The 19,693-nt window shown below is 61.0% G+C and carries 14 protein-coding genes and 5 tRNA genes; 13 read left to right on the top strand and 6 right to left on the bottom strand.

Annotated elements, in window-relative coordinates; genetic code table 11:
* Window positions 1-2: 2 nt before the first annotated feature.
* The 4 genes from trmA to SR908_RS14370 all read left to right on the top strand — a co-directional run bounded on the left by trmA (window position 3) and on the right by SR908_RS14370 (window position 8,510).
* On the top strand, window positions 3-1,124 hold the full coding sequence (gene trmA, locus SR908_RS14355; RefSeq protein ID WP_246920940.1) for a tRNA (uridine(54)-C5)-methyltransferase TrmA: 1,122 nt from the start codon (window positions 3-5) through the stop codon (window positions 1,122-1,124).
* Window positions 1,125-1,298: 174 nt separating this feature from the next.
* On the top strand, window positions 1,299-6,137 hold the full coding sequence (locus tag SR908_RS14360; protein ID WP_246920943.1) for an NAD-glutamate dehydrogenase: 4,839 nt from the start codon (window positions 1,299-1,301) through the stop codon (window positions 6,135-6,137).
* Window positions 6,138-6,278: 141 nt separating this feature from the next.
* The gene (locus SR908_RS14365) at window positions 6,279-7,358 is read left to right on the top strand and encodes a hypothetical protein (protein WP_245846354.1); all 1,080 of its coding nucleotides are present in this window, start codon (window positions 6,279-6,281) and stop codon (window positions 7,356-7,358) included.
* Between the two features lie 147 nt (window positions 7,359-7,505).
* On the top strand, window positions 7,506-8,510 hold the full coding sequence (locus SR908_RS14370) for a quinone-dependent dihydroorotate dehydrogenase (RefSeq protein WP_246920945.1): 1,005 nt from the start codon (window positions 7,506-7,508) through the stop codon (window positions 8,508-8,510).
* A gap of 90 nt (window positions 8,511-8,600) precedes the next feature.
* On the opposite strand, the gene rmf is transcribed toward SR908_RS14370, so the two are convergent.
* Window positions 8,601-8,807: a ribosome modulation factor gene (rmf, locus tag SR908_RS14375; protein ID WP_097022303.1), complete on the bottom strand. Its 207-nt coding sequence runs from the start codon at window positions 8,805-8,807 to the stop codon at window positions 8,601-8,603.
* Between the two features lie 239 nt (window positions 8,808-9,046).
* Between rmf and rlmKL the strand changes: the two genes are divergently transcribed.
* A complete protein-coding gene (gene rlmKL, locus SR908_RS14380) occupies window positions 9,047-11,260 on the top strand; it encodes a bifunctional 23S rRNA (guanine(2069)-N(7))-methyltransferase RlmK/23S rRNA (guanine(2445)-N(2))-methyltransferase RlmL (RefSeq protein ID WP_246920947.1) in 2,214 nt (737 codons plus the stop codon).
* A gap of 26 nt (window positions 11,261-11,286) precedes the next feature.
* Here rlmKL and SR908_RS14385 read toward each other — a convergent pair whose 3' ends face one another.
* Entirely contained in the window at window positions 11,287-11,571 is a 285-nt protein-coding gene (locus SR908_RS14385) for a hypothetical protein (RefSeq protein ID WP_097022302.1), read from the bottom strand.
* Window positions 11,572-11,764: 193 nt separating this feature from the next.
* Here SR908_RS14385 and pdxB point away from each other — a divergent pair, with 193 nt between their 5' ends.
* Window positions 11,765-12,916, top strand: a complete 1,152-nt coding sequence (pdxB, locus tag SR908_RS14390; protein ID WP_246920949.1) for a 4-phosphoerythronate dehydrogenase PdxB — start codon at window positions 11,765-11,767, stop codon at window positions 12,914-12,916.
* Between the two features lie 127 nt (window positions 12,917-13,043).
* Here pdxB and htpX read toward each other — a convergent pair whose 3' ends face one another.
* The 4 genes from htpX to msrB form a co-directional block, all read right to left on the bottom strand.
* Complete coding sequence (htpX, locus tag SR908_RS14395; RefSeq protein WP_246920951.1) at window positions 13,044-13,946, bottom strand: protease HtpX; 903 nt, start codon at window positions 13,944-13,946, stop codon at window positions 13,044-13,046.
* A gap of 153 nt (window positions 13,947-14,099) precedes the next feature.
* Window positions 14,100-15,332 carry a pyridoxal phosphate-dependent aminotransferase gene (locus tag SR908_RS14400; RefSeq protein ID WP_246920953.1) on the bottom strand — a complete coding sequence of 411 codons (1,233 nt, stop codon included), beginning with the start codon at window positions 15,330-15,332 and terminating at the stop codon, window positions 14,100-14,102.
* Window positions 15,333-15,493: 161 nt separating this feature from the next.
* The gene (gene ylqF, locus SR908_RS14405; protein ID WP_246920955.1) at window positions 15,494-16,450 is read right to left on the bottom strand and encodes a ribosome biogenesis GTPase YlqF; all 957 of its coding nucleotides are present in this window, start codon (window positions 16,448-16,450) and stop codon (window positions 15,494-15,496) included.
* Window positions 16,451-16,579: 129 nt separating this feature from the next.
* Entirely contained in the window at window positions 16,580-16,981 is a 402-nt protein-coding gene (gene msrB, locus SR908_RS14410; RefSeq protein ID WP_246920958.1) for a peptide-methionine (R)-S-oxide reductase MsrB, read from the bottom strand.
* A 219-nt stretch (window positions 16,982-17,200) separates the two neighbouring features.
* On the opposite strand from msrB, the gene SR908_RS14415 reads away from it, so the two are divergent.
* The 7 genes from SR908_RS14415 to SR908_RS14445 all read left to right on the top strand — a co-directional run bounded on the left by SR908_RS14415 (window position 17,201) and on the right by SR908_RS14445 (window position 19,692).
* Window positions 17,201-17,276: transfer RNA gene (locus SR908_RS14415), tRNA-Glu, on the top strand.
* A 23-nt stretch (window positions 17,277-17,299) separates the two neighbouring features.
* A tRNA-Gly gene (locus SR908_RS14420) sits at window positions 17,300-17,374 on the top strand.
* An 81-nt stretch (window positions 17,375-17,455) separates the two neighbouring features.
* A tRNA-Glu gene (locus tag SR908_RS14425) sits at window positions 17,456-17,531 on the top strand.
* 37 nt (window positions 17,532-17,568) lie between these two features.
* Window positions 17,569-17,643: transfer RNA gene (locus SR908_RS14430), tRNA-Gly, on the top strand.
* Window positions 17,644-17,756: 113 nt separating this feature from the next.
* Window positions 17,757-17,832: transfer RNA gene (locus SR908_RS14435), tRNA-Glu, on the top strand.
* Window positions 17,833-17,959: 127 nt separating this feature from the next.
* Window positions 17,960-18,922, top strand: coding sequence for an ABC transporter ATP-binding protein (locus tag SR908_RS14440; protein WP_246920961.1), 963 nt, complete (start codon window positions 17,960-17,962; stop codon window positions 18,920-18,922).
* Window positions 18,919-19,692: an ABC transporter permease gene (locus SR908_RS14445; RefSeq protein WP_246920963.1), complete on the top strand. Its 774-nt coding sequence runs from the start codon at window positions 18,919-18,921 to the stop codon at window positions 19,690-19,692. The genes SR908_RS14440 and SR908_RS14445 overlap by 4 nt, the downstream gene beginning before the upstream one ends.
* The last annotated feature ends 1 nt before the right edge of the window (window position 19,693 follow it).

Raw genomic sequence — 19,693 nt, forward strand, 5'->3', positions numbered from 1 at the left:
TCGTGGCCGTACCCGTCGTCGACCCCGAGCGTTACGAGTCTCAGCTCGATGCCAAGCGCGAGCGTATCACGGCACAATTCGCGCGCTTCTCTCCGCCGCCGTTGGAGGTCTTTCCCTCGCCACCGAGACATTATCGGCAGCGCTGCGAGTTTCGTATCTGGCATGACGGCGACGACCTGTTCTATGCCATGTTCGAGGTCGATCCTGCCGACCCCAAACGCAAAACGGTCATCCGCCTGGATGAATATCCGGTGGCAGGGGAGCGCATCAACGCGCTCATGCCCGTCTTGCGTGAGGCACTGTTGGCAAGTGATACCCTGCGGCGCAAGTTGTTCCAGGTCGAGTTCTTGACCACGCTGAGTGGCGAAGCGTTGGTGACCTTGATCTATCATCGCCAACTCGACGAGGCTTGGGAGCAGGAAGCACGGGCGTTACAGGAAGCGCTGAACGTGTCGATCATCGGCCGGGCGCGTAAGCAGCGTCTCGTTCTTGAGCGCGATCATGTCTGGGAGCGGTTGAACGTCGAAGGGCGCGAATTCGTCTATCAGCAGGTAGAGAACAGCTTTACTCAGCCCAATGCGGCGATTTGTCGGTCGATGCTGGGGTGGGCGCGGGACGTGACCTGTGAGAGCCGCGACGGCGATCTGGTGGAGTTCTATTGCGGCAACGGCAATTTCACGATTGCGCTGGCCGAGAACTTTCGTCGCGTGGTAGCCACCGAAATCTCGCGGACCTCGGTGGCCTCGGCTAACGTCAATCTCGAGGCCAATGGTGTGGCCAACGCCGTGGTGGCGCGGATGTCCGCTGAAGAGTTCAGCGAAGCCCTGGCCGGCGAGAAAAGCGGACGGCGCGTGGCGGCGATGGCACTCGATGAGCATGCCTTCACCACGGCGCTGGTCGATCCGCCGCGGGCCGGACTCGATACGCATAGCTGCGAGCAACTCAAGGCCTATTCGCGAATCGTCTATATTTCTTGTAACCCGAACACGCTCGAGGCGAATCTCGAATCGTTGAGCGCAACCCATGTCGTGACCCGTTTCGCATTGTTCGATCAGTTTCCGTATACCGACCACTGCGAATGTGGCGTGCTGCTGGAACGCCGGGAAACACCAGCGCACGCGTGACAAGGCCCATGCACAACCGGCATACGCCATGAGGGTGCGTCACATCGGTGGGGCTTGACGCGCGATGGGAGTAAGCTCGTGTCACAGTGGTGGTACATGCAAGACGCGTGCATGCCGCCAAAGGATCATTCATCGGTCGCCATGAAGGGCGGCCGGTCGTAGACGAGGTGCTTGATGCAACACGTTGCGATCGAGGGCAAGGAAGATTTTCTCGCCCAGCTCAAAGAACAACTGGCCAAGCGGCTTCCTCAGGAAAAAGTGGAGCGGATCGCTGCCTTCGCGGGGGACCTGTATGCCTCGGCGCCGTTCGAGGAGGCCGCCGAGCGCGGCCTGGATGATATCTACGGCGCCACATTGTCGGCGTGGCACTTCATGCAGACGCATGATCCCAGCGAGGCCAAGGTGCGCGTCTTCAACGCCGATTTCGAGGAACACGGCTGGCAGTCGCCGCATACCGTTGTGGCCGTGCTGCACGAGGATATGCCGTTCTTGGTCGACTCGGTGCGTATCGAGCTCAATCGCCGCGGCCTGACGGTTCACGCGATCCACAATGCCGTGTTGGCGGTGGAGCGCGACGCCAAGCATCATCTCAAGCGTGTTACCTCGACCGAGGCCAAGAACGCGCCAGCATCGCGCGAGTCGATCATTCTAGTCGAGGTCGACCGCCATTCCGATACAGCGACTCTGGACGACCTTCACGACAGTCTCGAAGAAGTGCTGCGCGACGTGCGCGCGGCGGTCGAAGACTTCGACCCCATGCGTGAGCGGGTGCGTCAGTCGATCAAGGAGCTCAAGGCGCAGCGCCCGAAGCAGATCAAGGCCGACGATCATAAAGAAGCCATCGCCTTCCTCGAGTGGCTGCTCGACGATCATTTCACCTTCCTGGGCTATGACGAGTACGAGGTATTGCAGGAAGAAGGCCAGGATCGTCTGCGCCAGATACCCAAGAGCGAATTGGGCGTGTTCAAGCTCGATCAGCCGCGTTACCGCGAGCGTATCAGTACCGACGAGGGCGTCGAGGACGATCAGTATGTGCTGGTGCCGGAGCTTTTGTCCTTCGCCAAGAGCGCTTATCACGCGCGCGTTCATCGCCCGGCCTATCCGGATTACATCTCCATCGACCGTTACGATGAAGACGGTCGCGTCATCGGCGAGCGGCGCTTTCTAGGGCTCTATACCTCGACGGTCTACAACGAATCGCCGCGCAACGTGCCGGTGCTGCGCAAGAAGATCGAAGCTGTCATCAAGGCCGCAGGCGTCAATCCCAAGGGGCACAACGGCAAACAGCTGACGCAGATCCTCGAGGTCTACCCGCGTGACGATCTGTTCCAGATCGATACCGACGAGTTGGCGCAGACCGCCTTCGGTATCCTCAATATCCGCGAACGGCGCAAGGTACGCTTGTTCATTCGCGAAGACCGTTTCGGCCAGTTCTATTCGTGCCTGGCGTTCGTGCCGCGCGATGTGTTCTCCACTGAATTGCGCGTGCGCATCCAGAACCTGCTCTGCGAAGAACTCGACGCGACCTTTGGCGATTTCAATACCTATCTGTCCGAGTCAGTGCTGGCGCGGATCCAGTTCATCCTGCGTTTCAACGGCGAGCGCCCGGCCGAATACGATATACGCCGCCTGGAGAAGAAGATCACAGCGCTCTCGCGTAGCTGGCGGGACGATCTGCAGGCCGCCATGGTCGAGGGCTACGGCGAGGAACAGGCCAACCGCCTGATGCAAGACTATCGTGAGGCGTTCCCCAACAGCTATCGCGAAGACTTCTCGGCCCGCACTGCCGTCTACGATATCCACCACCTCGGCGAGTTGGGCAAAAATGCGCCGATCAGCCTGAGTCTTTATCGGCTGGTCGAGGAGAACATCGACGGGGTCAACCTCAAGCTTTTCCACGCCGATCAGCCGATCCCGCTCTCCGATGTGCTTCCAGTGCTTGAAAACCTGGGACTCCGCGTGATCAGCGAACGTCCCTACGAGGTCGAGTGCCCCGATCAGGCCTACTGGATTCATGACTTCACCCTCGAACACCGTGGCGACGGGGTCGTCAATCTCCAAGAAATGCGCGATGTCTTCATCGAGGCGTTCACGCGCATCTGGACTGGCGCTGCCGAAAGCGATGCCTTCAATCGCCTGGTCATCGGTGCCAACCTGGCCTGGCGTGAAGTGGCGGTGCTGCGTGCCTATGCGCGCTATCTCAAGCAGTTGCGCTTCGGCCTGTCGCAGGATTACATCGCCAATACTCTGACCAGCCATCCGGACATTACCCGCGAGCTGGTGACGCTGTTCGAACTACGCTTCGATCCCGATGATACCGCCGGCGACAGCGAGATAGAGGAATGCGTGGCGCGCATCGAGAGCCTGCTCGATGAGGTCGCCAGCCTCAATGACGATCTGCTGCTGCGTCGCTACATGGCGTTGATTCAGGCGACGCTGCGGACCAACTATTATCAACGGCGCGAAGATGGCGAGTCCAAGGAGTACATCGCCCTCAAGCTCGAGCCGACGAAAGTGCCGGACATGCCTAAACCACGGCCGATGTTCGAAATCTTCGTCTATTCGCCGCGCGTCGAGGGTGTTCACCTGCGCAGTGGCAAGGTCGCGCGCGGCGGGCTGCGCTGGTCCGATCGTCACGAGGACTTCCGCACCGAGATCCTGGGTCTGGCCAAGGCGCAGCAGGTCAAGAACGCCGTCATCGTTCCGGTAGGCGCCAAGGGTGGCTTCATCTGCAAGCGCATGCCCGATGGCGCCGACCGCGACACGGTGCAGAAGGAAGGTATCGCCTGCTATCAGACTTTCATCCGCGCGCTGCTCGACGTGACGGACAACCTGGAAGGTGGCGAGACCGTACCGCCCGAGCGAGTGGTACGTCATGACGAGGCCGATCCCTACCTGGTGGTGGCTGCCGACAAGGGCACCGCGACTTTCTCGGACATTGCCAACGCCATTTCGCTGGAATACGGCCATTGGCTGGGCGATGCCTTCGCCTCCGGCGGCGAGCACGGCTATGACCACAAGAAGATGGGGATTACCGCCAAGGGGGCTTGGGAGTCGGTCAAGCGTCACTTCCGCGAAATGGGCCTCAACACCCAGGAAACGCCGTTCAGCGTGGTGGGTATCGGCGACATGGCGGGTGACGTATTCGGTAACGGCCTGCTGTTGTCGGACAAGATCCGCCTCATCGCTGCCTTTAACCACCGGCATATCTTTGTCGATCCCGATCCGGACACCTCGGCGTCGTTCAAAGAACGCCAGCGCATGTTCGAGCTGGCGCGCTCGAGCTGGGAGGATTACGACACCGCCTTGATCTCCGAGGGTGGGGGCGTGTTCTCGCGCGATACCAAGTCCATCAACATTACGCCGCAGATGAAGAAAGCCTTCGACATCAAGGCGGGCAAATTGTCGCCCAACGAGTTGATTCGCGCGATTCTGACCTCGCGTTGCGATCTACTCTGGAACGGCGGCATCGGCACCTACGTCAAGGCCTCAGACGAGACGCATGCCGAAGTGGGCGACAAGGCCAACGATGCCTTGCGTGTCGATGGTCATGAATTGCGCTGCCGGGTGATCGGTGAAGGCGGCAATCTCGGCTTTACTCAGCTCGGACGCATGGAAGCCGCAGAGCAGGGCGTACGCGTCACGACGGACTTCATCGACAATGCCGGCGGGGTCAATTGCTCCGACCATGAAGTCAATATCAAGATCCTGCTCGACGATATCGTCAAAGCCGGCGACATGACCGACAAGCAGCGCAATGAGTTGCTGGCGAGCATGACCGAGGAAGTGAGTGAACTGGTGCTGCGCGATAACTATCGTCAGACCCAGGCACTCTCGTTGTCGGAGATTCTCAGCCAGCAAGGCATGGGTCCCTATCGGCGCTTCATCAATGAACTGGAAGCCGCTGGAGGACTGGATCGCGAGCTGGAGTTCCTGCCCTCCGACGAAGCGCTGGTCGAACGCGGCAATATGGAAAAAGGCCTGACGCTGCCCGAGCTGTCGGTGCTGATTTCTTATGCCAAGAGTGCGTTGAAGACCGACATGATTGCCTCCGATCTGCCGGACAATCCGCATGTCCAGCGGCACATGGCGCGGGCCTTCCCGAAGACGCTGGTCGAGCGTTTTCCGGACGAGATGTATCAGCATCGTTTGAAGCGCGAGATCACCGCGACGCAGATCGCCAACGACCTGGTCGATCACATGGGTATCACCTTCGTGCGGCGCCTGCGTGACTCCACCGGCGCCACGCGAGCGGAAGTGACGCGCGCCTATCTCATCGTGCGCGATTGCTTCAACCTCGAAGGCCTCTGGGAGCAGATCGAGGCACTCGATTATCAGGTCGAAAGCCGCGTTCAGTACAGCATGATGCTCGATCTGATGCGGCTGCTGCGCCGGGCCACGCGCTGGTTCCTGCGTCATCGCACCAACCAGAGCATTCAGGAGGCGGTGGAATACTTCGCGCCGCGTATTACGCAGCTACAAGAAGGTATCGGCAAGCGCCTGCGCGGCGGGGACCATGAAATGTGGGACGCGCGTCGTGACGAGCTGGAAAAAGCCGGCGTGCCGACCACCTTGGCGAGCATCGTCGCGGCGGCCGACAGCCTGTACGCCGGGCTGGGCATCATCGAGGCGGCCCGCGCGACCGACGAGAAGATCCAGCGTGTCGCGGAGGTCTATTACGATATCGGTCATCGCCTGGAACTGCCGTGGATGAATAGCCAGATCAACGCACTGAAAGTACGCGATAGCTGGCAGGCGCAGGCGCGCGAAACCTTCCGCGATGATCTCGATCGTCAGCAATTGGCACTGACCATCAGCGTGCTCAAGATGGACGGCGCGCCGAGTGGTGTGGAGCCCCGTGTCGAGCAGTGGCTGGAACGGCATGCCGGCTTGGTCGAACGCTGGTGTGGCCTGCTCAACGAGGTGCGTTCGGGCGCCCAGGGTGGTTTCCCGCTATTCGCGGTGGCCATTCGCGAACTGGTCGATCTTGCCGAGAGCAACGGCGAGGGGTAAGCCCGCACGTAAATGCCCCGAGCCGCGTGCTCGAGGCATTGTCGATTTTCCTTCCTCTTCGAACCTGCAAGTAAAGCATTGGCGCTTATGTCTCTGATATGCTGTGCTCGACTCAGGTTCGAAGCCAAGTAGAGAAGCCCCATGAATCATCGCGTTATTACCACAATGCTCGTGGCCCTGGGACTGGCCGGCACGTCATCGCTGGCCATGGCCCAGAGCGCTGCACAGCAGAAGGCGCACGAAGCGGCGGCTAAAATCGATCTTACCGATTTCTTGCAGTCGAGCTCCGATGCACGTAGCCAGAGTTTTTTCTTCGGCGGGACGCAGACGCATCCCTTTACCGTCGAAAAGTCAGGCCGCTATCAATTCCAGAGCTCGACCTTGCCGGGCGACTCTGATGATTACCGAATCGAAGCGACCCTGCTCGATGAGCAGGGCAATGAGATCGCTTCGGCGTCGGGGCTGGGCCAGAACGATGGCTTGACCATGGCACAACGCCTGGAACCCGGCGATTACGTGTTGCGTGTCTCTGGCCAGAAGTTCGGTACCACCAAGACGGGCGGTAATAGCTTCGTTATCTCCGTCAATGGCTTGGATGCCCAGGGCAACCCGCTTTCAAGCGATGAAAGTGGTGTCGATGCCGGTGGCGGCATCATGTTCGGTGGCCCGGGTAAGAATGGTCGTACCACGGCCTTCGTCGATGAAGACGATGCGGTGGCGGCCATCGCTGCGCCGCGTCCCGACGCCAGCGAGGCAGCGTCTTCTGCGCCCTCGTCGGAGACGTCCAGCGCATCGGCCGGTGACCAGGCCGCTGGTTCTTCCGACGATGAGGCCGCGTCCGCCAATGATGATGAGGCCGCATCCGCCAATGACGAAGACGCTTTGCCGGATGCTTTCGACGAGATCGTGACCGACCTGGCCATTCGTGAGCAGGGCAAGGTGTTGAGTTTCGACGTGGTGGAAGCGGGCACTGTGTCGGTGACCAGCTCGACCTTCCCTGGCAACGAGGGCACCTATCGTCTCGAGGCGCGGATTCTCGATGAAAGCGGTGATGTCGTGGCGAGTGACGCGGGCGAAGGTTTCGAAAGCGACTTCGATATCGAGACCACGCTGCAACCAGGGCGTTACACCGTTTGGGTGAAAGGCCAGAAGTTCGGCAGTGCGATGAGCGGCGTCAACAACTACACGCTACGCGTGCAGCAGCTCGATACTCAGCCTTAAGGCCTGCAGCAGTGTCGGGGCTGACGCTCCCCGACGCGAGCCCCGCTTCGCCATGCGCGAATGCGGGGCTCTGCGCTTTTGGGCACGGCTACGCTATACTGCGCGCCCATTTCATGTCTTGCCGCTCACTACATTGCCCGAGGAACCATGTACGCCCTGGCCCGTTCGCTACTTTTCCGACTCGACCCCGAAACCGCTCACGGTGTTGCGCTGACGTCACTCGATGCCGGCCATCGCCTGGGGCTGAGCAGGTGGATGGGCGCGCATGTCGAGGCGCCCGTCACGCTGATGGGGCTGACGTTCCCCAATCGCGTGGGGCTGGCAGCGGGGCTCGACAAGAATGCCGAGCATCTCGATGCGCTCGGGGCACTGGGTTTTGGCTTCGTCGAAGTGGGCACGGTGACGCCCAAGCCGCAGCCGGGCAACCCCAGGCCACGTCTGTTTCGCGTGCCGGAATGCGGCGCGATCATCAATCGCATGGGATTCAACAATGCCGGCGTCGACCGACTCGTCGACAACGTGCGCAAGAGCCGTTACGCGGGTGTCATCGGCATCAACATCGGCAAGAACCTGGATACCCCGGTGGAGCACGCGGTGGACGATTACCTGACGTGTCTGCGCAAGGTGCACGCGCACGCGGATTACGTCACGGTGAACCTGTCGTCGCCGAACACGCCGGGGCTTCGCAACTTACAGTTCGGCGAGCATCTGGAGGCGTTACTGGGCACACTGGTCGAGGAAAAACACCGCCTCGATGCCGCTGGTGATCGGCGAGTGCCCCTGGCTGTGAAGATCGCTCCCGACATGAATGACGACGAAGTCGCGTTAGTTGCACAGGCGCTGGCGGCCAACGGTGTCGATGCCGTCATTGCTACCAATACCACAGTGTCGCGCGAGGCGGTGGCGGGGCTTGCGAATGCCGATGAGCAGGGCGGGCTTTCCGGACGCCCGGTGTTCGAGTCGTCCAACCGGGTGATTCATGAGTTACGCCGCCATCTGCCGACGCTGCCGATCATTGGCGTCGGCGGTATCGATAGCGGGAATGCGGCGCGTGCCAAGTGCGAAGCGGGGGCCGACCTCGTGCAGCTGTATACTGGCTTCATCTATCGGGGGCCAGCGCTGGTGGGTGAATGCGCCGGGGCCTTGACGTAACGTGCGTTGACGTAAAAAGGCCCGCAACGCGGGCCTTGTCGTGGACCTGTCAATGGGGCGTCGATTCAGGCGCCACGAAGGGTTTTACCATCACAGTACCATGGGGTTTCGATGGATGCCGGAAATCCCCGTCATGCCGGCCCATTGGTCCCCACGACCTTCACGCCAACCGCTCATCCAGTACTCACGGAGGTTGATGTTCTGGCTGGGGCAATCATCGCGAGAGCGCCCCGTCATGCCGGCTTTGTATCCGTGGACATATGCACGCTGAAAGCGATCACGTTTCTGTCGTTTCATCGGATGGCCTCTTATCAAGAACCGATTATTGAGATCTGACAGTACATGCCGACAATGGGGCACCCATCACCGCCATGAACCGGAACGTCCGGACACGAAACGCATGCGTTTTCAGTAGCTACTATTTTTAAGTTTTAGTGCTTTGACGCGGATTTGTCGACCAGCGATTTGGCATAAGCCAAACGTTCCATGTAAACCACAGGAATATGACCGGCGCGTGGCGCCGGGATGACGACTTTATGACCGATGTGCAATCCCAATCCTTGACGCTCTACGTCACCTGTCCCAAGGGCCTCGAGGGCTTGCTGGCCGACGAACTCGCGGGCTTCGGCGCGGAGGTGACCGGGACGACCGTGGCGGGTGTCCACGTTCAGGCCGATGTCGCGATGGCCTATCGCATCTGCCTGTGGTCGCGCCTGGCGAATCGCGTGGTGCTTTGCCTTCTGCGCGAGCAGGACATAGAACGTCCCGAGTCGTTGGTCGAGGCCGCCCGCCGGGTCGACTGGCGCGCGCACCTGCGTACCGGAAGCAGCCTGGCCGTGGATTTCCATGGCCAATCCGAGCATATCCGCCATACGCGCTTCGGGGCTCAGAGCGTCAAGGATGGCATCGTCGATTCGATGCGGGCGGCTGGCCATGAGCGCCCGGTGATCGAACTCAAAAACCCCGATACGCGTATTTACGCGCATCTGCATCGTGGGCGCTTGCTGCTAGGACTCGACCTGGTCGGCGGTAGCCTGCATCAGCGCGGCTATCGCCGCGATGCCGGCCATGCACCGCTCAAGGAGAACCTCGCCGCCGCCTTGCTGATACGTGCCGACTGGCCGGCGCGGGCACGGCGTGGGGAACCTTTGCTCGATCCCATGTGCGGGGCAGGTACGCTGCTCATCGAAGCGGCCTTGATGGCGGCGGACATCGCTCCCCAGTTGGCCCGGTCCTATTTCGCCTTCGAGTCCTGGGTGGATCACGACCCCGACGTGTGGCAAGAGCTCAAGCGCGAGGCGGATGCCCGTGCCAGCGTGGGGCGCCGCCGCGTGAAGTCAAAGCTGTTCGGGCGCGATCAGAGTCCACCGGCCATCGCCGCCGCCAAGGCCAACGCCATGCGCGCGGGGATTCCTTCCTTGATCGAGTTGCAAGGCGCCGAGGTAGCGCAACTGACGCGACCGGAAGATATCGACGGGCCAGGGCTGGTCATCACCAATCCGCCGTATGGCGAGCGCCTGGGCGAGTTGCCCGAAGTGGTGCCCATTTACACCGCCCTCGGTGAACGTTTGCGCGCCGAGTTCGAGGGCTGGCAATTGGCGCTATTTACCGGCAACCCCGACCTGGGTCACCGCACCGGGCTGCGGGCCACCAAGCAGTATGCATTCAAGAACGGACCGCTGGATTGCAAGTTGCTACTGATCCCGGTCGTGGCGGAGAGTGCCTCGCGCGGTACCACTGCCCAGGAATCGACCAAGAGCGACTCGGCAGGCGAGCAGGACACCCAGGAGGCGCCGAGCCGTGCCCCGCGCAATGAGGGTGCGCAGATGTTCGCCAACCGGCTGGAGAAGAATCGCAAGCGACTGAAGAAGTGGCTCAAAAAGTCCGGCGAGAGCTGTTATCGGCTCTACGATGCGGATATGCCGGAATATGCCCTGGCGGTGGATGTCTACGGCGATCACGTACATGTGCAGGAATACGCGCCGCCGCGCTCGGTCGACCCGCGCCAGGCGCAGCGTCGCTTGTTCGATGCCTTGGAGGTCATTCCCCAGGTGCTGGGCATGCGGGCGGAAAACGTGCACTACAAACAGCGCACGCGACAATCAGGCAAGGCTCAGTACACCAAGCAGGGTGCCAGCGGCGAACGTTTCGAGGTCAGTGAAGGGCCGGCACGGTTGTGGGTCAATCTGCGCGACTATCTGGATACCGGCTTGTTCCTGGACCATCGCCCCGTGCGCCGAATGTTGCGTGACATGGCCGACGGCAAGCGCTTTCTCAACCTGTTCTGCTACACGGGAACGGCGACGGTTCAGGCGGCACTGGGGGGCGCCAGCGACAGTGTCAGCGTCGATCTTTCCAATACCTACCTGACCTGGGCACGCGATAACTTCGCGCTCAACCGCCTCGATCCCAGCCGGCATCGGGTGATTCGTGACGACTGCCTTAGGTGGCTGGAAACCGCGGGTAGCGAGTTCGACCTGATTTTCATGGATCCGCCGACGTTCTCCAATTCCAAGAAGATGGATGACGTACTCGATGTACAGCGCGATCACGCACGCCTCATCGAACTGGCGATGGCGCGCCTGTCAGCGGATGGGACTTTGGTGTTCTCCAACAATCAGCGGCGCTTTACGCTCGACACCAGCATCGGCGAACGTTTCGCGGTGGAAGACATTTCGGCGCAGACGTTCGATCCGGACTTCGTGCGGCGCCCGGATCTGCATCATTGTTTCCTGATTCGTCACCACTGAGCGCAACGGCCGCGCATGAAGCGGATTTAGAGGCCGTCGAGCAGCGACAGCTGGCGCATCGCTTCCTGGGCTTCGGGGCTGGTGTCATCGCTGGCCTCGAAGACCTTGGCGAAGCCGCGCGAGGACTGGATATGCGCGACATCCTCGAGCCATGTCATGGCCTGCGCATAGCTGTCGGCCAGTTGATGCTTGAGGCCGCCGAATTGGGTGCCGATCTGGCCCCAGGCGCGGCTGAATATCCAGTCACCGAACATATCCTGGTGGACATGCACGAGAACGTAGTCGTGTTCACTTTCCCAGCGGACGATCACGAGAACTCCTGATGGCGCCGTTGTGTTTGGCAATGGGCTTGTGACGTGTCTTTCGCGGGCCTACTATCGACATTCCCGGCGGGTATCGAATCCCCGGCAAGCGCCGTCTCCGGCGTCGCCGTGGACAGGCAAGTGCGCCCCGTGCGTATTGTAACCGGCCGTCGGACGTGAACAAGGGAGAAAAGAGAAGGTCATGCGCATCCTGGTCGATGAAAACATTCCTCTGGCCGATGAATTCTTCGGCGAGCTGGGCGATATCACCCGCTTGCCTGGGCGCGACATCGATGCGGCGGCGGTCCGCGATCAGGACCTGTTGGTCGTGCGCTCGATTACACCGGTGAATGCGGCGCTGCTCGACGGCTCCCGCGTGCGTTTCGTAGGCACCTGTACCATCGGTACCGACCATGTCGACCTCGACTATCTGCAGAAAGCGGGCATCGGGTTCGCCAACGCGCCGGGCTGCAACGCCGACTCGGTGGTCGATTACGTGCTCTCGAGCCTGCTGTTGCTGGCTGAGGAAGACGGCTTCCACCTGGCCGGCAAGACCATCGGCATCGTCGGCGCCGGCAACGTGGGCAACCGCCTGGCGGAGCGCCTGGACGATCTCGACGTGACGTGCCTGATCTGCGATCCGCCACGTGCCGAGGCGGAAGGCCGCGAGGACTTTCTGGCGCTGGATAGCCTGCTCGAGCGTGCCGATATCGTCTGCCTGCATACGCCGCTGGTGTCGGACGGAGAGCACGCGACCCGACACCTGCTGAATGCGGCGCGTATTGAAGCCCTGGCGCCGGGCACCGTGCTGATCAACGCCGGGCGTGGCGCCTGTCTCGATAACCAGGCCCTGCGCGAGCGTCTCGAACGCGTCAACGATCTACGCGTGGTGCTCGATGTGTGGGAAAGCGAGCCGCAGATCGATGCCGCGCTCTACGATCTCGTGGATATCGCCACGCCGCATATCGCTGGGCATAGCATCGACGGCAAGATGCGTGGCACCGAGCTGGTCTACCAGGCGGCGATGCGCCATTTCGGCCTGCCGGCACGCAAGAAGCTGGGCCAGCTCAAGCCTGACCCGTGGCTGCGCAAGATCGTTCTGACGCCTTGGGCGCCGCCGTTGGAAGCGCTATCGCTATGTACGCGGGCCTGCTATGACGTACGCCGCGACATGCTGGCGTTTGACCGCTATCGGCGACGCATGGGCATGGCGGCGGGCTTTGACGCCTACCGCGCCGAGTATCCGCTGCGCCGTGAGTTTTCCACCTTGAGGGTCGAACTCAAACAGAACAAAGGCGGCTTGCGTGACGCCCTCCAGGGGTTCGGCTTCAAGGTCAAACTTTCTAATAAGTAGCAACAAGCTTTCTAATAAGTAGCCAGTAGCGTGGCGTCCTATGGCGCGCCGAGACGCAAACACCCACCGACCTTTTGATGAATTCAGGGTCGGTGGGTGTTTTGCGTTGCGCAGCAGTGTGCCGTGATTATTCGCGGTAGGCGCTTTCCTTGAGTGCGCGAATGCGATCATCAAGCGGCGGGTGGCTGGAAAACAGCCGTTCCATGAGCTTGCGTGTCTGGCCGGAAGTGATAGCGAAGGCCGTCAGCGTATCCGGCATCTGGTCCTTCATCTGCGTTTCGGCCTTGAGGCGCCCCAGGGCATTGATCATCGCACCGCTGCCGGCGAGCTTGGCACCAGCGGCGTCGGCGCGGTATTCACGGAAGCGTGAGAACCAGGCGACGACGATCGAGGCCACCAGACCGAAGACGATCTCGGCAACGATGACTACCGCCATGTAACCGAAGAAGCCCAGGCCACCGCCTTCATCGTCGCGGCGCAGAAAGCTATCCACCAGTTGCGCGACGACGCGTGCGAAGAACATCACGAAGGTGTTGAGCACGCCCTGAATGAGCGCCAGCGTGACCATGTCGCCATTGGCAACGTGGCCGATCTCGTGCGCTAGTACCGCGCGAATTTCATCGGGGCGCATGCGCTCGAGCAGACCGGCGGACACCGCGACCAGGGCATCGTTCTTGTTCCAGCCCGTGGCGAACGCGTTGGATTGCTGCGCGGGAAAGATCGCCACCTCGGGCATCTTGATGCCTGCATCCCGGGCCAGCTCGCCGACGGTGTCGAGTAGCCACTGCTCGGTCGAGTTGCTGGGCTGCTCGATCACCTTGGCCTGGGTGCTCTTCTTCGCCATCCATTTAGAGATGAACAGCGAGATCAACGACCCTGCCATGCCGAACACGAAGCAGAAGATCAGCAGGCTGTTCATGTTGAGCCCGTTGGCGTTCAGGTAGGGCTCCACCCCGAGTATTCGCAGGGTGATGCTGGCCACGATCACCACGGCCAGGTTGGTCGCTAGAAACAGCAGGATTCGCATCATCGATGGGTTCCCTCAGTCAGTGAGACAGCAATGGTCATGTCGATTCTTGTTGGCCATTAGATACGGCGTCTTGCCTTGGGTTTCAAGACAAATGTCGAGAATCGTTGAAAGTACGATGATTCTCGCCCGAGCCAGGCTCGGGCGAGGGCCGGATCATTGGCGGTAGCGCGACAGGAAGTTGGCGAAGCGGTCGAGGGCATCGTCGAGCTGGTCGGCCCAGGGGAGGGTGACGATGCGCACATGATCGGGAGTCGGCCAGTTGAAGGCCGTGCCCTGGACCAGCAGGATCTTCTCCTGCAAGAGCAGGTCGAGTACCAGCTTCTGGTCGTCCTGAATGTTGAAGACCTCGGGGTCGAGACGCGGAAAGGCGTACAGCGCCCCCTTGGGCTTGACGCAACTGACACCGGGAATCGCGTTGAGCTTGTCATAGGTGATGTCGCGTTGGGCACGCAGACGACCACCGGGCAGAACCAGGTCGTTGATCGACTGATAGCCGCCCAGTGCCGTCTGGATGGCGTGCTGGGCGGGCACATTGGCGCACAGACGCATCGAGGCCAGCATGTTGAGCCCCTGAATGAAGTCGTCGGCGCGCTGCTTGCCGCGATTTCCGGAGAGAATCATCCAGCCGCTGCGAAACCCGGCGCAGCGATAGCTCTTGGACAGCCCATTGAGCGTCACCACGAGCTGATCGTCGTCGGCCAGCGCGCCGGTGGAAACATGCTCGGCATCGTCGTAGAGGATCTTGTCGTAGATCTCGTCGGAGAACACCACCAGGCCGTGGCGCCGCGCGATCGCCAGCAATTCCTTGACCACCTCCGGCGGATAGACGGCGCCGGTGGGGTTGTTGGGATTGATGATGACGATGGCCTTGGTGCGTGCGGTGATCTTGTCGCGTACATCGTTCAAGTCCGGCGCCCAGTCGGCCTGCTCATCGCACAGATAATGCACCGGTCGCCCGCCGGAGAGATTGGCCGATGCCGTCCACAGTGGATAGTCAGGCGCGGGAATCAACACCTCGTCGCCGTCATCGAGCAGCGCCTGCATGGCCATGGCGATCAGCTCGGAGACGCCGTTACCGACGAACACATCTTCGACGCTGACATCGGGAATGTTCTTGCGCTGGCATTCCTGCATGATCGCCTTGCGCGCCGAATAAAGTCCCTTGGAATCGCAGTAGCCCTGGGCCGTCGGCAGGTTGCGCATCACATCCTGAAGAATCTCTTCAGGGGCTTCGAAACCGAAGGATGCGGGGTTGCCGATATTGAGCTTGAGGATGCGCTGGCCTTCGTCTTCGAGCCGCTTGGCGTGGTCGAGTACCGGGCCGCGAATGTCGTAACAGACGTTATCGAGCTTGTGCGATTTCCGAATGGGCGTGTCGGTATCCATGTGGCTTCCGTTTGCTGCGCAGCCGGTGGGGTGGAGGCGGTGTTTCCGTACCGTTCGGGGCGGGCTGCCGCGCCGCTTCCTAGCATACCGTGGCGCGCGGGCCACGCAAATGGCCCGCATCGGAATAGGCGATTGAAGTAGAAGGGTAAAAGCTTGGCTGTTTAGGCCGGGGAGGGTGACTCGTCCAGGGAGGGATCGTTTTCCTCGGGCACAGGGATGTCGTCCGGTGTTTCTAGCGTCAGACGCCCGAGCTTGCCATCGCGCAGCTCGTGCAGCAGCACTTCGGCACCGCGGTGCATGTCGACGACGCCGCCGGCGCGCAAGCCGCCCCGTTTGCCGGCGATGGCCTCGACGATGGCTTGGCCATCGAAGCCAGCCAGCGCCAGCAAGTCGCGATGCGGTGGCCCGTCGGCTTCGACGCTGCCGGCATCCGGATTGGGGGTGTAGGCAGGTAACGTTTTGAGCTTGTAACGCGCCTTGAGGGCATCCGGGTAGCGCTTGGCCAGCTCGGCGGCGGCGACGATGGCGACATCGCTATATTCCATCGCGGTATCGCGAATCGCGCCGCTTGCCGCCAGGCGATAGGCACTGGCCTGGTCCTCGATCTTCGGCCATAGCACGCCGGGGGTGTCGATCAGCGCGACGCGGCCATCCAGGCGTATCTTCTGCTGGCGCTTGGTGACGGCCGGCTCGTTGCCGGTCTTGGCGAGCTTCTTGCCGGCCAGACCATTGATCAAGGTCGATTTGCCGACATTGGGGATGCCCATCACCATCACGCGCACGTCGCGATCGGCGCGCACATGACCGGCGAGCTCGTGGCACAGCGCGGGGATGCGCTTCAACTCGCGCGATTGGGTGGTGGTGACCGCCAGAGCGCGGATATCGGGCTGGGCGTTGAAGTGTTCCACCCAGCGCTCCGTCTGCTCGGGGTCGGCGAGATCGGCGCGCGAGAGCACCTTGAGCACTGGCTTGTGCTCGGTCAACTCGGCCAGCATGGGATTGGCGCTGGAGTAGGGCAGGCGGGCATCGAGAACTTCGAGTACCACGTCGATTTCCGGTAGCGCCTCCGTTATCTGACGGCGGGCCTTGTGCATGTGTCCGGGATACCAACCCAGCATCGTCTTTACTCCAGCTCGAACAAACGGCCGCCTATGGTAGCAGAGCGAAGCCCGCTAGCAGAGCGGCGGCCGCGATGAATCTCACTCTTCAGATGCAAGACTTTCCAGATGCAAGACTCTTCCGGTGAATTACTCGCCGGGGTGAAAGTCGAGCGATACTGAGTTGATGCAATAACGCTGCCCGGTGGTCTCCTGCGGACCGTCGGGGAATACATGCCCCAGATGGGCGTCGCAGCGACGGCATGTAACCTCGACGCGGCGCATGCCGTGAGACGTGTCCAAATGCTCCTCGACACCAGCATCGGCCAGCGGACGGTCGAAGCTTGGCCAGCCGCATCCGGAATCGAATTTATGCTCGTTCTCGAACAGCGGGGCGCCGCAACAGATGCAGTGATAGATGCCTTGTTCGTCGGAGACCTGGTGGTCGCCGGTGAAAGGACGCTCGGTGCCTTTCTCGCGCGTCACACGATACTGCTCGGGGGTTAACTGCTCCCGCCATTCGTGCTCGCTTTTATGCGTCTTCTCGCTCATGGCCGCCTCCTGCGCTGCGGATACTGTGATGTGCCATGCCGATGCCGAGAGCCCCTGTATAGCATGAGGGATGTCACGGCGTTTACTAGCAGTGGGCGCTACTTGGCCCATAATATGGGGCCAAAGCATCCACGAGAAAAGGGTGCTGCGACGATGGGTTGACACCCAAGGGGGCGCCCAGTAATATACGCCGCACCTCGACGAGGCGAGTGATGACACGTCCCATTCGTCTAGTGGCCTAGGACACTGCCCTTTCACGGCAGTAACAGGGGTTCGAACCCCCTATGGGACGCCAACTCACCTCGTGTGGCTGGAAATGCGGGAATAGCTCAGCGGTAGAGCATCGCCTTGCCAAGGCGAGGGTCGGGAGTTCGAATCTCCTTTCCCGCTCCAAATTTGGCAGCATCCGAGAGGTAGCATGGGTCGGAAGCTGGAACGCCAGCCCGGTCGATCTCCTTTCCCGCTCCAAAATGCGTCCCATTCGTCTAGCGGTCTAGGACACTGCCCTTTCACGGCAGTAACAGGGGTTCAAACCCCCTATGGGACGCCACTTCCAGCTTGTGGTCGTAGTACCAGTGTTTTGTGATGCGGGAATAGCTCAGCGGTAGAGCATCGCCTTGCCAAGGCGAGGGTCGGGAGTTCGAATCTCCTTTCCCGCTCCAAATTTGGTGGTATCCGATAGGCAGCATGGGTCGGGAGCTGGAACGCCAGCCCGGTCGATCTCCTTTCCCGCTCCAAGTTTGGTAGCAAAATACTACTCCTCCTATCTCGATACGTCCCATTCGTCTAGTGGTCTAGGACACTGCCCTTTCACGGCAGTAACAGGGGTTCGAACCCCCTATGGGACGCCACTTCGTTTGCTTATAATATGCCTTGCCACTGAGTGCGGCGTTCGAGACATTGATTTTTCTCGATTTGCCCGCATTGTCTGCTGTCTTTGCAAGGTTTCTTTCGAATATCAAGAATTGGGTGCGCCAGATGGCAGAACCAGCACTGTCCATCCGCGGGCTGACGAAGGTCTACGGTAATGGCTTCAATGCCCTCAAGGGCATCGATCTCGACGTCGCCGAAGGCGACTTTTTTGCGCTTCTCGGTCCCAACGGGGCGGGTAAGTCCACCACGCTAGGGGTCGTATCATCCCTGGTACAGAAGACGGGTGGCAGCGTGAGCGTGTTCGGTATCGATATCGACCGCGACTTCGCCAAGGCCAAGTATCACCTCGGCGTGGTGCCGCAGGAATTCAACTTCAACCAGTTCGAGAAGGTCGAGGACATCGTCCTGACCCAGGCGGGCTATTACGGCATGCCGATGCGCGAGGCCAAGCCGCGCGCCGAACAGTTGCTGCGCGATCTCGGCCTGTGGGACAAGCGCAAGGGGAGTGCGCGCATGCTCTCCGGTGGCATGAAGCGCCGCCTGATGATCGCACGTGCCCTGATCCACCGCCCTCGGCTTCTAATTCTCGACGAGCCGACCGCCGGGGTGGATATCGAACTACGCCGCAGCATGTGGGAATTCATGAAGCGCATCAATCGTGAAGGCACCACCATCATCCTCACCACGCATTATCTGGAAGAAGCCGAGAGCCTGTGCCGTAACATCGCCATCATCAACCACGGCGATATCGTCCAGAACACCAGCGTGCGTGACCTGCTGGCCCAGCTCAACACCGAGACCTTCCTGCTCGATCTGGCCCGGCCGGTCGAGACCGCGCCAGAACTGGAAGGCTTCAGCGTGGAACGTGTCGACGCCACGCAACTGGCGCTTTCGGTCGAGCGAGGACAGCGGCTCAACGATGCTTTCGAGCAATTCTCAGCGCAGGGCTTCGAAATCGTCTCGATGCGCAACCGCGCCAACCGCCTGGAGGAAATGTTCGTGTCGATGGTCGAGCACGCCAACGCCGAAAGCGGCCGATCCACCGACAAGGTGGAGGTGCGCTCATGAATGCCTGGCAGACCTGGATCGCGCTTTGGACCCTGGTGACCAAGGAGGTGCGCCGCTACATGCGCATCTGGCCGCAGACGCTGCTGCCGCCTTCGATCACCATGACCATGTACTTCATCATCTTCGGCAACCTGATCGGCTCGCGCATCGGGCCCATGGACAATATCGACTACATCGATTACATCGTGCCCGGTCTGATCATGATGGCGGTGATCACCAACAGCTATTCCAACGTGGCCTCGAGCTTCTTCTCCAACAAGTTCCAGCGCAGCGTCGAGGAGATGATGGTCTCGCCGATGCCCAACTGGGTGATTCTCGCCGGTTTCGTGGTCGGCGGTGCATCGCGCGGTCTGGCCGTGGGCTTGATCGTCACCGTGGTATCGATGTTCTTCACCGACCTTTCGATTCATCATCCCTTGGTGACCATCGGGGTGGTGATCATGACGGCGCTGCTGTTTTCCATCGGTGGCTTCATCAACGCTCTGGTGGCACACAAGTTCGACGACATCTCGATCGTGCCGATCTTCGTGCTGACACCGCTTACCTACCTGGGTGGGGTGTTCTACTCGATCAACATGCTGCCGGACTTCTGGCAGGGCGTGTCGATGGTCAATCCCATTCTGTACATGGTCAACGCCTTCCGCTACGGCATTCTCGGGGTCTCGGACATTCCGGTCGGCGGGGCGCTGGTGGCCATCGCGGTGTTCATCGTCGTGTTCTTCGCGCTGGGGATGTGGATGCTCGACCGTGGCAAGGGGATCCGGAGCTGAT

This window comes from Chromohalobacter canadensis (assembly GCF_034479555.1).
Taxonomy (GTDB): domain Bacteria; phylum Pseudomonadota; class Gammaproteobacteria; order Pseudomonadales; family Halomonadaceae; genus Chromohalobacter; species Chromohalobacter canadensis.